Raw genomic sequence first — 15,220 nt, 5'->3', positions numbered from 1 at the left:
GCGTTTGTTGGTTTTCAAACCGTGTTTAACAAAGCCCAAACCGAAACCGAACTTGCATCGTTACGTTCAATGGGACGCGAAGCACAAGCACTGCTGGCCCTGTCGGGGGCGGATCGTTGGGATACTCAGGCCGGGTTGCGGTGCGCAACAATGTAGGTGCTATTGAGGACACCCCCGGCGCTACAAGCTTTGGAACACTGGCTGATAGTGGTGATGGGTTGGTGCCTGTTGAAGGGGACGTTTGGCCAGATGCTGGTGAAATCGGTTTTGTAAGAACATCTAATACCCTGGTGCTGGTTGGGGTAGGGGACACGGGTTGGAATGTTGTAGTGACACCACCAGTAGGCACAATCCACGGGAACTCTGTAGGTTCCAATCAGGTAGGAGACCACACACCCACACAACTAATATCAGACGGTCTGATCCCCGGTGCCACTGTAGGTAGCACACCTGCCGGTACTGAAACTACGACCACAACAGAACCTGAACCTGAACCTGAGCTAGGGTTTTGGACACAAATAGCCACAGGTCAGTCTCACACGTGTGGCTTAGATATTAACCGTGAGGCTTGGTGCTGGGGCAACAACCATCGTGGTCAGCTAGGTAACAACACAACAACACAACAACTAACCCCAACAAAGGTTGTTGGCAACCACACATTCTCACAAATCACGCTAGGTCAAGATTATACCTGCGGGCTTGATACTGCTGGTAAAGCCTGGTGTTGGGGCAATAATGGGTTTAATGCCTTGGGGGATGGTACAAGCACACATCGCCACATCGCGACAGCGGTTAGTGGTGATCATACCTTTAGACAACTTGACGCTGGCCACTACCATACCTGCGGGTTGGACACGACTGGTAAAGCCTGGTGTTGGGGTTCCAACAGTGGTGGTGGTCTGGGGGACAACTCAACCACCAACCGTAATATCCCTACAGCTGTTGCTGGCAACAAAACATTCACACAACTAGCTGTAGGCGGTGAGCATACCTGCGGATTGGACACGACTGGTAAAGCCTGGTGTTGGGGCAATAATGGTAACGGTCAGCTGGGAGATAACTCAACAACACGAAGACTCACTCCCGTCGCTGTTGCCGGGAACAGGACCTTTGCAAAAATCGCAGCGGGTAATTTACATTCTTGCGCAATCGACATCGAAGGTAAAGCCTGGTGTTGGGGTTCCAACAGTGGTGGTGGTCTGGGAGACAACTCAACCACCAACCGTAATATCCCTACAGCTGTTGCTAGCAACAACACCTTCACACAACTAAAAACTGGGGGGCATACCTGCGGGTTGGACACCAGCGGTAAAGCCTGGTGTTGGGGCAATAATGGTAACGGTCAGCTGGGGGATAACTCAACAACTCGGAGGCTTACTCCCGTCGCTGTTGCTGGTGAGCTCGTTTTTGAACAACTCACTGTTGGTAGTAGCAGTTCTTGTGGGGTCGATTCGAACGGTTCGGGTTGGTGTTGGGGCTGGAACCAGTATGGACAGCTGGGTGATAGCACAACTACAGATCGGATCAGCCCAACAGTGGTGGTCACACCCTAAACACCTTGAAACACTGTGGATTGGGTTGTTGTGTAGGATCAGGTATCTTCGGTCTATCAACACCTGACCCTACACAACAGTGCAATTATAGCATATTAGCAGGTGTGTTTGGAATGCTAGAGTGGTTGTACTGTGACTGTTACTTGTAGCCATGCATCGGGCTGTACCGACACAACCCCAGTAGCTGTGTAGTTGTTGTAATCAGCGGAAATCAGCCAGCCGTTTTCAGTGTTTTGGGCGTACAACACTTCCCAGCCGTCCCCTTCGAAAGAATCAACTAGCCGTTGTGTTACATGTTGTGACGGTCCAGGGGAAATAACAATACCAACATACCCATCCCCGCTAGAAGGGTGAGGGTCACCACCAAAACGTGTGGCGTCACCTTCAGCCATCAACTCCATAGCACCTAAAACAAAATCGAGTGGCACAACTGTGGTATCGGGGATTGTTAAAACACCGGTGGGGGCAGGTAGCTGCCCTTGGTTTTCCCCTTCACTGGTTGTGGTTGGGTCTGTGGTGGTGTTGGTCCCAGGGTCTGTGGTGGTGTTGGTTGTGCTAGTTGAAGTGCTAGTAGATGACCCAGGCACAGTCGGGGTTTGGGGTTTAGTTTTAGAACAACCCGTTAAAACTAAAACAGTGACAAACAGGATGGTAACAAGTTTCCGCATAGGTTTAACGTGTCCTAAACATTTGGTGACGCACACCAGGGAACCCGACACTCTTAACAGTAGGTTTTTGGGGTATTTTGTTGGGCTGGTTTCAACAGTGAAAGCAGCAACAGTGTTTTGCTATGAGTATGTTCTCATCGTCGCACCGCCCTTTTATGCTCCCAGGACGTCCAACGAGACGTCTTCCAGCGCGTCCCGATCTTCGCCAGATGATGTCTGGGGCTAGACAATCTGCCGCTAAAGTTTCTGAAGATGAAATAGATTATGACGAGCTTGTTATTGTGCGGTCATGGCGTGCGTTTGCTGAAGATCAACCCAACGAGGTCCGCTATTTTTGTTATGAGCTTTCCCAACGTGACCCTGGGCAAAGCACACCGGACACGTTTTTTAAAGTAGTACGGTTTTTGCGTTTAACACGGGTACCGCGTTGGTTACGTCAACAGGGTTCTGGTTCCGACCAGCCCGGCATGTCGCAGATGGCGTATGTCCTTTCAGGGTTACGTGAAAAAGGGGTGCTGTTTTGTCAGCTAGTCGCAAAAACAGCGGAAATACCGTTAGTGTTCGCTTACGGTGTTCAAGCTATTGGGTCAACTATTGACGAAGCGACTGCTAAAGCTGACGAAGCGTACGCTGCTTTAGCGGCACTGTTAGATGGTGTGTTCCAACAAATCGAATACGCGCCGATCACTATAGAACAAGGCGAACATTTAGCACGCTACCAGGCATCGTGGGAAAATATTGCGGTAGCTCGGGGTCGTCCAATACAAAACAGTGAATCTATTGGGATGTCAAGTTTGATGGACGGTAACCGTACCGATATCGAACAGACCCACAACCAAATGGAAGCGTTCATCCGTGGCATGGTCGAAGGTCGTGGCGGGTTCATGTTAACCCTGGTTACTGTGCCGTTACCTGTGGAAGAAATGACTCGGGCATGGCGGAACGTTTCCGAATCATTGTCGGCTGTAAGATCGGAAACACACGGCCAAAAAGCCGCTACTGTTGGTGTAGCGTTGCCGTTAGGTTTAGGTATGGGTGCCGGTCATTCCGTAGGTGATAGCCATTCTAGTGGTGACAGTGCTGGTGCCGCAGCGACTTTAGGTGAAACCTACACAGAAGGTGTTTCTCACACGGAAGGTGTTTCTGAAGGGGTGTCCCAATCTACTTCTGATGGGGTTTCTGTTTCTGATACGTTGTCCCACACTGAAGGTACCGCTACAGGACACACTACTGGCAGTTCTGAGTCGTTCGCTGAGGGTATTTCGGCTTCTACCACCGTTGGGGAATCGTTAGCACACACCGATTCGGTATCTCACGCAACAGGGTCGTCACAAACATATGGGGAAACCGCAACAACTGGCGCTTCGCAAGGTTTCACCGAAGCACGTTCGATGTCAGAATCGGTAGCAACAGGTGAAACAGTTGGTGTTTCACAAACCGAGTCTGCTACCGCGGGGCGTTCCGATTCCACTACTTGGGGTACTTCCCTTTCCGACGCTCAAGGTACATCTGTTTCGGCTACTGATGGGTGGAACCAGTCCCAAGGAACTTCACTTTCTCAAGGAACTTCACTTTCGCAAGGGTTAGCTAACGCTTTGGCGAACACTCGTGGAGTTTCAGATGGTTCTTCAGTTTCTGGTGGTCTGTTTGGTTTTAGTGGCGGTGGGAACACCCAAAACTCGTTTTCGATCAACGAATCAGAAACAGTTACAAACACCTTAGGCACTACAGTTACAGGTGGTAACACCCAATCAACTGGGGTGTCCTCGTCCCAAACCCAAGGTTTGAACCAGACAGTTACCGTAGCAGAAAACGCTGGTTTAGGTACCACAGCGTCCCAATCGCAAACATCAGCGGTTGGCACAACCCAAGCATTGTCAAACACCCAAACTATGGGGGTTGGTCAATCAGTGGGTAGTTCCCAGGCGGTGTCCCAATCTTCGGGTGTTACTCAAAGTGCTAGCCAAACATCAAGCAGTGGTACAGGGTCGTCTTTAGCTACTGGGGCGTCGCTCGCTGAAACTGGTGGCCGGACCCAAACAATCTCTGGTGGGGTAACAGAAGCTAACACGTCTTCCACCTCCCAGTCAGTGACCCAGGGACGTACTCAAGGAACCACCCAAACTGTCACTGAGGGCACTACTCAAACTGTTACTGAAACCGCTGGGCGGAACGTTTCTACAGCGTCGTCTTCTTCTGTCGCGCAAAACCAGGCGTTAAACCAGGCGTACGCGGTTACTATGGCCCGCCAAGCATCCACAACAGGTAGTTTAGGTGCGGTACCATCTTTTGGGCTTTCCACATCGAGAACAACGTTTAACGCTTCGAAACAGATCATTGGTGACATTCTTGAAGCAACCATGCGACGCTATGTTGACGGGATCGAAGGTGGCGCGTTTCTTTACCAAATGTTTTTGGTGTGCGAAAACCCGGAAACGTTAGCGGCCGGCGCCGCACTTTTAAAAACATCGTTTTGGGGTCCAGGGACACATAATGATCGGGTATCGCAACCGTTTCATGTGATAACCGACTTTTCATCGATAGTAGGTCCCGACCCGGCCGCTGTCCACGCCGAAAAACAACGGTTGTTGTTACATGCCCAAGCGTTCACATCCTACCGTAGACGCGAACCAACGATAGAACTGGTAGAACCCTGGCATTATTCATCTTTTGCTACTATCGGGGAACTACCAGCGTTTTCACGTCCGCCTGTAGCAGAAGGCCCTGGGCTGCTAGCGATACATGACTCTGTGCCGGTAATGGCAATGCCTGCTGATCGTCAAAACCGGGAAATCACGTTAGGGCAAGTGTTTAACGGTGAACGTGGCATCGTGTCACACCTGAAATATGGTGTTGACACTTCAGAGCTAACCCACACGTTAATAGCAGGTATCACAGGTGCTGGTAAAACAACTACTTTGATGGCGCTTTTAGAAGGCCTTGTCAAAGTAGAACACACTATCCAAACATCTGACCCGGACGACCCAACCCCTAAATACAAAAAAGTAGGGGCCTCCATTTTAGGTTTGGACTGGATGACGAACATGCGTCATCTGGGTTCTATTGTGGATCCTGTACGCACCGATCCGGTAACAGGTGAAAAAACCGGTCGTTTCCAACTGTTCAGTGTTCGCCATTCAGGCCTGGGCGCGTTTCGTTGGAACCCTCTAGAAGTACCTGTGGAAGACATGACACCTAACGAATGGTTAGAATCCACTGCTGACAACATGGCAGCATCTATGAACCTGGGCGAGTTTGGAAGATCGTTGATAGCAGAGGCAATCGACGCTCTATATCGGGCCAACCGGTTAGAACCCTATGTGTTACGCCCAGCTACCGTAGATGATACAACCGGCGAAATTTTACGTCCAGAGATTGTGTTACCCGCTCTACCAGCTGAAGAAATCCCTGAAGAAGCTATAGGGTTCGACCCGACCATAGGACAAGATGTAGTAAACGTGTACACCTACACACCACTATCACGTCTAGTTGGGATGCAACATTTAGCGGTGATTGTTGCCGCAAACATTGAAGAAGCAGCCACCATAGAAGGAGCGCGTCTAGGTGGTACCGCTATGCGAGACCGTCTCCAAAGTTTATGGCGACGCGTCGCCCCTTATGCTGAAGGCGGGCCGTTAGCACATATTGTTACCTGCGACCCTTCCCTACATGAACGAACCACCTTAACTATCTCGGACCTGTTAGACCCCGACCGTGGCCTAGTAACAATCATCGAAACTGATAGTTTAAGCTACCCGGCCCGCAAATTTATTTTAGGGTCCCTCATGCAAGCCCTATACCAAACTGGGCTCTACCGCCGCGCAGGAGCGTTCAACCATAACGGTGACGGACCTGGGTTGTTTGTAGTGTTAGAAGAAGCCCACGAACTGTTTGGTGACCAAGGACAAGACGAAGATCAACACGCCGCTGCGACCCGTATCAAACTGTACGAATCGATGCACCGCAGAATCCGTGCGTCAGGCGTAAAATTTATTGATGTGGTACAAAACCCCTCAGATGTGCCCTCAGCTATCACAAGCAACATAGACACCGTAATAGTTCACAACGTGTCCGAATCTAAAGACCGTGACCGTGTGTTTTCGTTGTTGAACTGGTCAAACATGTTAGGCCAACAAATCAGAGAATACCGGTGGCTAGGTGAAATGCCTATCGGATACGCCATCGTAAAACTACAAGCCCGCACTTCACCATTCCAAGCAGCACCAACCCAAATCGTAGCAACCCCCGCCACCCTAGGAAACGTGACAGATAAACAGTTAGAACGCTGGGCTACACAACGCTAACCCGTTTATCCAACCACAAACAAAAACACGGTAACCACAAAGCAAGTTCCTGGTTATTTTAAGGGGGGGGACAATAAACCCTCATGTCACCTACCACCCTAAAACCCGCTACCCCTTCCTTTGTTCGTAGGGGTTTAACGCTTGTAGAGATCATTTTGGGTTTAGTGGTGGGTGCTTTGTTGGTGTTCGCAGCGTTTGTGTCGTTCCAAAACGTTTTCACTAAAACCCGTGAACAAGCCGAGCTCGCTGCGTTGAAATCGGTGGCTCGTGAAGCACAAGCCCTACTCGCCATATCAGGTGCAGATCGTTGGGACACACAAGCCGGATTGGATGCTGTGTTGGGTGCGTTAGAAGATTGGCCCCCAACCCAAGCCGCTAGTGTTGTTGGAGTTTTCGCTGATGAGAGTGGAGTAGTGGTTACAGAAGCTGATGCTTGGCCTAGTGTCGCAGAGGTCACGTTCTCACGTTCTCCCAACACCTTGTTAATGGTTGTGTCGTTGGATGATGGGGCGTGTGTGGTTACAACCCCACCTCACAGTGGAACCATACAAGGCGGCTGTGTAACCGACCTAGAGGCTATCGGTGAAAACACTCCGGCTGAGGCTGTGACCAACCAGCAAATACCAGGTATCAACAACACCGCTAATCAACCAGAACAGCCGACAACCACTGAACCAGAACCGTCTACAAGCACAACAACGGCACCACCTACCACCACAACGACACCGCCCACAACAACTACAACGGAACAACCACCTACTTCACAAATATTTGTTGGTTCGGAGCCGACCAATTTCACAGTGCCCAAAAATATCTATAACATCAATTTTAGTGTACAAGGTGGTGCTGGTGCCTCGGGTGGTGCTCCATATATTTGGGGGGGACGTGGCGCTGTCATAACTGGAACTTTACCTGTCACACCGGGTGAAACCCTATTGGTAGTACCCGCAACTGCCGGGGCTGGTACCACGCCTGGTGTTGGGGCCGCTAACGGGGGTATAGGTTCTGTCGTTACTACAAGTAGATGGGGTGGTGCAGGCGGTGGGGCGTCCGGTATAGCACGAAACGGGGGTTGGCTTGTTGTTGCTGGTGGAGGAGGCGGTGCAGGAGACGGCGGGGGACGTGGTGGCTACGGAGACATGTCCGGGCCAGGGGGTAACGGAGGGGAAAACGCACCGTATAGCTATCTCGGTGCGGGTACCGTTGGACTCAGTAACTTGCTCAGCGATGGCAGAGCAGCGCAGTACGGCTACGGCACCGGCGGCGGCGGCGGCGGTTGGTCCGGTGGCTTAGCTGGGGGCAGTATATTTGGGACTAGTGAATATGACTATCTAGGTATGGGTGGTGGTGGTGGGGGTGGTAACCTGGTTCCGCCGGGTGGGACAGCTTCGGTAGCTTCGACGTATTCAGATGGCAAAATCGTACTCTCATGGTGATAATGTCGATTGACGTCACTGGGAGCAGTAGGCCAAATCTAAAACGCGGGGCCAAAAGTTGGTTGCTAGCGCTCTCAGAGTGGGCAGCACCTACACATAGAACCCATTAGTGGTCCACGATAATCTCCCCCAGCAAAGGCAGGGCTGGGCATGTGTCACAAACGTTTTTAACAACAACGCCCCCAATATGGGATCGATGATCACGAGTTCGTAGGCTCCTAACACATGGCAACAGCAGGACTCTTAGAAAGCTGTGACCAAATACAAACCAAACCGCATAGATCTATACAGTGTTGACCAGCATCTCTATGCACTCCGCTGAACTGGCTTACAGAGGCAAAACTGCTGCAAACAGGCCCCTGGGCTAGGTTTTCAGAGACGTGTTCAGCAACTTCCTGCAAATCATTAATCAAGCCCTCATTGAAGGACTCCTTATAGGCTTCATTGTTGACGCACCAACGAAAGTTTGATCTAGCTGTTGTAGAACCTGATCCAACTTTAGACCCGGTAGTGTTCGAGGTACAAAAAGCATTGAGAGTCTGTTATTTACACCAACGTTTGTTAGCACCCGGCTTGTGATCGGGTGATAACTAAACAACTGGTCATTCTGTACAACATCTAAAGGCAGACGTGTCTGTAGTATTTTCTAAGGTGTTACAACCCACAAATATTTAGCTGCCTGTTCAACATCTGAACATTCTCAAAACCCTGGCAGCGTCCTTACCAGCTACCTTAGAACCGTTACCGACACACAGTTAGAACGCTGGGCTACACAACGCTAACCCGTTTATCCAACCACAAACAAAAACACGGTAACCACAAAGCAAGTTCCTAGTTATTTGTGAGGGTGATAGGACAATAAACCCCTATGTCACCGTCCACACCAAAACCCGCCAACCCTGCTCGTGTTTATGTTCGTAGGGGTTTAACTCTTGTAGAAATCATTTTGGGTTTAGTGGTGGGTGCTCTGTTGGTGTTCGCAGCGTTTGTGTCATTCCAAAATGTGTTTAACAAAACCCGTGAACAAGCCGAGCTCGCTGCGTTGAAATCGGTGGCTCGTGAAGCACAAGCGTTGCTCGCCCTATCGGGGGCAGATGCGTGGGATACACAAGCTGGGCTCGATGCCGTGATGGGTGCGTTAGAAGACTGGCCACCAGCCCAAGCAGCTGGGGTTGTTGGGGTTGTCGCTGATGATAGTGGGGTGGTGGTCACGGAAGGCGATGTTTGGCCTGAGATATCTGAGCTTACCTTCACACGATCCCCCAACACCTTATTGATGGTTGTGGCGTTAGATGACGGGGCATGTGTAGTTACAGCCCCGCCTCACAGTGGAACAATACAAGGCGGCTGTATTACAGACCTTGACTCTATCGGTGAAAGCTCTCCTTCCGAGGCTGTAACCAACCAACAAATACCAGGGATCAACAACACCACCACCCAACCAGAACAACCAGCCCCAACAACAACCACAACAGTACCTGAACCGGACCCAGGGTTCTGGGCTCAAACCAGTGCTGGCGGCAGCCAATCGTGTGGGATAGCCACAAACGGTGACACCTACTGCTGGGGAGCTGGTACTAGTGGTCAGCTTGGTAACGGGAACACCTCAGCCCAATACGCGCCGGTGAAAGTTTCTGGTGGTCACAGTTTTGTGACTGTAATCTCTGGCAGCAACCAGGTTTGTGGGGTAACCACAGAAGGGGATGCTTACTGCTGGGGCAACAACCAGCGCGGTCAGCTTGGTAATGGGAACACCACCAATCAGTACACACCTGTGAAAGTGTCTGGTGGTCACAGTTTTGTGACAGTCACCGTCGGCAACAACCACACTTGTGGGCTCACTGTAGGTGGTGATGCATACTGCTGGGGCTGGAACGACGGTGGTCAGCTAGGGAACGGGAACACCACCAATCAGTACACACCTGTGAAAGTGTCAGGTAACCACAGTTTTGTGACAGTCACCGCTGGCAATGCCTTCACTTGTGGGGTAACCACCGATGGTGATGCCTATTGCTGGGGCTGGAACGGTAATGGGCAGTTAGGTAACGGAAACTCCTCAATCCAATACACACCGGTGAAAGTGTCTGGTGGTCACAGTTTTGTGACAGTCACCGTCGGCAACAACCACACTTGTGGGCTCACTGTAGGTGGTGATGCATACTGCTGGGGCAATGGTAGTAACGGCCGGTTAGGGAATGGGAACACCACCCAACAGAACACACCGGTGAAAGTGTCTGGTGGTCACAGTTTCGTGGAGGTCACAGCTGGCAGCAGTCACACTTGTGGGGTAACCACCGATGGTGACGCCTACTGCTGGGGTGCTGGTAGTCACGGCCGGTTAGGGAACGGGACCACCACCGACCAGAACACACCTGTGAAAGTGTCTGGTGGTCACAGTTTCGTGGAGGTCACAGCTGGCAGCAGTCACACTTGTGGGCTCACTGTCGGTGGTGATGCCTACTGCTGGGGCTATGGTACTAGTGGTCAGCTTGGTAACGGTGATACCATCAATCAAACAACACCTGTAAAAGTGTCAAGTAATCACAGCTGGTAGCAACCACACTTGTGGGCTCACTGTCGGTGGTGATGCCTACTGCTGGGGCAATGGCAGTAGTGGGCTACTAGGGAATGGGAACCCCACCAACCAGACCACACCCGTGTTGGTGATTGAACCGTAATAGTACAGGGCTTACAGGGGTACCTAGGATAGTGACACCTGGGTACCCCTACTTGTTTGTGTTCAGCTTTGCTTCAACTAAGCCAGGACACCAACACTCCTTTTGAATCAGGGCAACTGACACCCATCCGACCGGGCACCTGGTTATACCTTCAAACCTTGTGATCCCTAGACAGGCTGGTTGGGTATTTCCGCGGCTTCTAGTTGGGTATTTCCGCGGCTTCTAGTTGGGTATTTCCGCGGCTTCTAGTTGGGTATTTCCGCGGCTTCTAGTTGGGTATTCCCACAATCATGAAACGAGAGTTTCACTGGTCCAGACGGTGAGGTGCATTGGGGATGCTCTACCAAAAACGCTGGATGGGGCTCCGCAAGTCTCGTTAACCATCACACACAAAAATGTTTGTAACACAAATGTTTCGGCTTAAGAAGATTGTGGGGTGTGGGTGGCTGCGTTGATTTTGAGGAACTCTTCGTAACCGCTGTGGTTAGTTTATGTTGCTTTACTAGGCCACGGTTGATATGTTGCCTGGTTGGGTCAAATATTTTAGTAACAAATGTTGTGTCAACACGTCTTTATAGTGGGCTACCTGCCGTTTTTTAACCGCACGTTCTACCCCTAAAGCGGTTTCTCGGATCAGCATTTCATGTTTGGCTGGTAATATTCCACCGGTAGCCCAACCTATCAGGGTACGTGGGGATACTCCGAAACAGGCTGCTAAAACAGTCCAAGACATCCCGGTAACGTTTCGAAACTCGCACAACAACTCGGCTGTAGTAGCATACGACACCGGTGAAACCCCACCCGGAGTTGTGACAGCGGTTGGGTTATACCCCAAAAAACCTATCATGTGTGACATAGTGCATAGGTAATGGTTGGGGACATGGGTATCGAACGGTTACAACGGTGAGTAGGCTGCTAGGTTTTTATGTGAATTTGGGTTCCATGTCTCTTGGTAACATGATAGGTCGTGCCACACCACGGATACCTTTTTGGTTGTAGTCAGCCGAATCTAACGTCACACCTTTAGAAGGGTTCCGGGCATGAACTATTTGGTTGTTACCTATATAGATAGAAACATGGCAGATCGAACAAGACCTGCTACCCGTGCCCGCATAAAAAATCAGGTCTCCGGGTTGCATCTGGGTTTGCGGGACACCTAAACCCATACGGTTCATATAGTTAAACTGGGCTTCCGCGGTAAACGGAACCGTAGCAGACCCTAAACTTCTACCAATAGTCCAATAAGAACGTCCCGTGAAAGAAGAACAGTCAAACGTGTCAGGTTTCATACGTCCCACACTGTCCATATGGTAACGCATCCTTAATTTAGAAAGCGCATAGTCAAGAAGCGCCCCGATCTCTCCTGTAGCGTTATGAGACCCTAAACCTACCGGAGATAAAATCGCTGCTTGTGCCCGTAGAGCTGCCAAAGCTTCCAACGCTGTGTCAGGGTAAGACAAATGGGCGTTAATCATACTGTCAGAAAAACCGGAGTTACGCATCTGACCGACAAGACGGGTTTGTACCGCTGGCACCCGAGAATCAACAACCCCAAACACATGGATCGTTATCGCTTTACGAGCAACGTCAGGGTCAGAAGTGTTTTCCCCAATAATGTTCCGGGCCCATGACCTACAGGTACCTAAAGCAGCGTCATACACGTTTTCACGTTCTGCTACACCATCCCCGTTCCCATCTAAAGCAGCGACCCCTAAAACACGAACTAAACTATCCCAAGTGCCAACCAAAAACTGGAACACACCTGTAGCGGTACTGTTCGAGTTTTTTGTGTCTAGATAACCTGTTTCAGTGATGTTTTTCCAGAACGCCCCCGACTCTTTTTGAGCTATCACAGCCAACAACAACGGATCGATCCACGCCCCGTTATATTCAGGGTCACTGTTACATGTGTTAGCAGCTGAAATGATAGCGTCAGCTAACACTTGCGGCATCGCAGGGAACAACATTTGAAGCAAAGCACTATCAGCCATTCCGCTAAACCCTCCACCAAAACCACCGGCTAAAGGGTTAACTGTAGGGTCCCATCTAGGGTCACCCTCATACAGCCCCGCGATACCAATAGCAAGATTTACAACCCTATCAGCGTAACTTGTTGGACGGGCTGGCATTGGTGGCACGTTCGCAACTTTTCGACCCGATACCGATAAACGCAACACCGCAGAATCTTTAGGTGTTTGGGCTGGGGCTAACACCCCTTCATCGGTAACCGTTTCTAACAAAGCATCAGCTAAAGCATGGTAACCGTAAAACAAAAACACGTCATCTACAGACACATCTTCAAGATAGGGGGGTAGTTCTTCTGGCCACCACGCAACATCCGGGTGGTTATCTGGTTCGTTTTCGGTTACTAGCAGGCTAGTAAAAACAGGGTTTGTTACTACCAAAGATTCCACCTGCGGTTCTTGCCCTGTTACACCTGGTGGTGGCCAAACCCCTGGGACGGGGGAGTCGTAGTGGGGGACACCAGGGTTATTTGTTTGCGGGTCGGTTTCTAACAAAATATCGGAAGACCCGTCCTCTTCACTACCAGGATCGGAAGCGTCAGGGTCAGCTTCAATCGATTTTGTTACCCCAGAAGCTAACTGGCGCGCAAACATAGCTGCCAGGTCTTCCATGGTACCATCTGTGACATTGCCACAAAGTTGGTGTAGCTGTGGCACACCACCTAAAAGACTGGAACCGGGTTTCTCCCCGTTCAATACTTCTGTCACTAACCCTTTTTGGTTGTTAACAGTTTGAGTGACCCATTCTAGAACATGCTGATCACAAACAGTGTTAGGTTCAAACGGACGGTACGGGCCCAAGGTTCCTAAACTTTCGTGTCCTAAAACCCAACTCATTGCTTGCCAACCCCCATACATCATCGCCCACAGCGGCTCACCTGGCTGGACCCTACGATCCCCAAGGGCTGGGGCGTTAGCTAACCCGTAACCATTAGAAGGTTCTATAGAACCTGGTTTAACACTTTCTCCCGCAATGAACGCTTTCACAGCAGCGTGAATGTTAGCGCCAAGATCGCAACGGTTAACATCTGGTTTCGGGGTGAAAGCCTCATACACATCTTCTGTTAAAGGAAACACCCCTACAGGGACCGACCCGTCAACTAGCAGCTCTGGTTTGGGGGTAGGGCTGTCAGGATTATCAGGGTCTTCAACCGCTGTTTCGCAACGCTGCGGATCAACCCAGCTGTTAGTACCAAGAGAAGAAAACGCCCAAGCCACAGTGTGAGCTTCACCCAAAATAGTTTCTATAGCATCAGAAATTGGGAGTTGAACTAGAAGCTCATCATCCGCCACGTTTTGCTCGTCGTTGAGCGCCAAAGTGTACAGCTGTCTCGCATTTGACAACTCACAATGCCAAGTTGTGATTATTGCTAAAGCTATAGAACTAGAATCATTCGCAGGTATCGGGGTAGGACATTCAGTGAGGAAAGGGTCCCGTATCGGAAGCTGTGCCACAACAGCCGTCCATAACGCCAAAGTGTCCTCTTCAGTAAGTTCTGGTGAATACTCGCCACTATCCACAAGATCGCGTCGCAACCGGGCCATTTCAAACGCCAAAAAATCCAGGCCACTTTCGATCTGTCCCCACGCCCCAGAACCACTCAAAGTGTTTGCCATAGCTAAAGCTTGGGACCGGTTAGGGCTCAGCTCTAACGCTGCTTGTGGAGATAACAACATGGGGCCAATACCTTGGTTTAAACCCTCATCCCCAATAGGTGGCAGCACCACAGGGTCAGTAGAAATTTGTCCCTCACAATACTCAGGACCAACATCGAAACGAGGTTTCATAAACTCGCCTCGGTTAGCAGCCCGGTCACATTTATCTAAAGGATACGGTGACACCCGACCATGTTCAGACCCAAACGCTCCTATAGCTGCTAACAGCGACCAGGGCACCACACCACCGTAACGTTCATCGTCATACCCAATAGCAGCCACCTGGTAAGCTTTAAGAGCGTTGTGAGCCAAAAACGGGTTTTCAGCAACAGCTAAAATCTCGTCAGGGGGTTGCATCCCAGCCGAGGTGTCATCATCAGAAGCACCTCCAATTACGGTAAACAAAATAAGCATCACTAAACCCACCGCAACAACTACCATCCCACTTCCGGTTTGTAACCGGAAACCAACCTGTTGGGACTGGTTTTTACCAACCGGACGGTTCTTAGGATCATCGGTCATGGTCTTTGTGGGGCGGTCAACAAGTTTTTGTTTCAACGACCCTGGAATGAAACGTGACGCAGGGACAACCCGTTCTAAAGCCGCACCGGCCGCTGTTTTCGCAAAATCAGATAAACCAGCCCGTCCGAAACGATCCGACTCAGCACGGTTTTCTAAACTGTTGCTATCCACACCAGGCTCGGTAGATGGAAACATCCCAGCTTCAGGGGCAGGAGTATAGCTGTTAGTGTTAGGGCTGTCACTACTATTGGATGGGGTGTTGTTTTGTGGTTGTGTAACCCCCGAAGAGTTTCTCTGATTCCCCAAAACATGACCGCCAGATCCTTTGATATCATCGGGTACCCGCGATGCTGGGCTGTGTTGGTTATCGTCTGAACCT

The 15,220-nt window shown here is 50.6% G+C and carries 7 protein-coding genes; 4 read left to right on the top strand and 3 right to left on the bottom strand.

What is annotated here, in order from left to right:
• The first annotated feature begins 140 nt into the window (after nt 1-140).
• Nucleotides 141-1,553, top strand: coding sequence for a hypothetical protein (locus tag WC184_13080; GenBank protein ID MFA7478800.1), 1,413 nt, complete (start codon nt 141-143; stop codon nt 1,551-1,553).
• Between the two features lie 116 nt (nt 1,554-1,669).
• Here the strand turns inward: WC184_13080 and WC184_13075 are convergent, their stop codons facing one another.
• On the bottom strand, nt 1,670-2,221 hold the full coding sequence (locus tag WC184_13075; GenBank protein MFA7478799.1) for a hypothetical protein: 552 nt from the start codon (nt 2,219-2,221) through the stop codon (nt 1,670-1,672).
• A 122-nt stretch (nt 2,222-2,343) separates the two neighbouring features.
• Between WC184_13075 and WC184_13070 the strand changes: the two genes are divergently transcribed.
• The 3 genes from WC184_13070 (at nt 2,344) to WC184_13060 (ending at nt 10,515) form a co-directional block, all read left to right on the top strand.
• Complete coding sequence (locus WC184_13070; protein MFA7478798.1) at nt 2,344-6,525, top strand: helicase HerA-like domain-containing protein; 4,182 nt, start codon at nt 2,344-2,346, stop codon at nt 6,523-6,525.
• Between the two features lie 83 nt (nt 6,526-6,608).
• On the top strand, nt 6,609-7,961 hold the full coding sequence (locus WC184_13065; GenBank protein MFA7478797.1) for a hypothetical protein: 1,353 nt from the start codon (nt 6,609-6,611) through the stop codon (nt 7,959-7,961).
• 868 nt (nt 7,962-8,829) lie between these two features.
• Nucleotides 8,830-10,515 carry a hypothetical protein gene (locus WC184_13060; protein MFA7478796.1) on the top strand — a complete coding sequence of 562 codons (1,686 nt, stop codon included), beginning with the start codon at nt 8,830-8,832 and terminating at the stop codon, nt 10,513-10,515.
• Nucleotides 10,516-11,141: 626 nt separating this feature from the next.
• Here WC184_13060 and WC184_13055 read toward each other — a convergent pair.
• Nucleotides 11,142-11,495: a hypothetical protein gene (locus tag WC184_13055; GenBank protein ID MFA7478795.1), complete on the bottom strand. Its 354-nt coding sequence runs from the start codon at nt 11,493-11,495 to the stop codon at nt 11,142-11,144.
• Between the two features lie 67 nt (nt 11,496-11,562).
• A complete protein-coding gene (locus tag WC184_13050) occupies nt 11,563-15,012 on the bottom strand; it encodes an NlpC/P60 family protein (GenBank protein MFA7478794.1) in 3,450 nt (1,149 codons plus the stop codon).
• Nucleotides 15,013-15,220 lie beyond the last annotated feature (208 nt).

It is taken from the genome of Acidimicrobiia bacterium, from assembly GCA_041676705.1.
Lineage (GTDB): Bacteria > Actinomycetota > Acidimicrobiia > Acidimicrobiales > SKKL01 > Actinomarinicola.
This window is presented reverse-complemented; position numbering and strand designations above follow the sequence as displayed.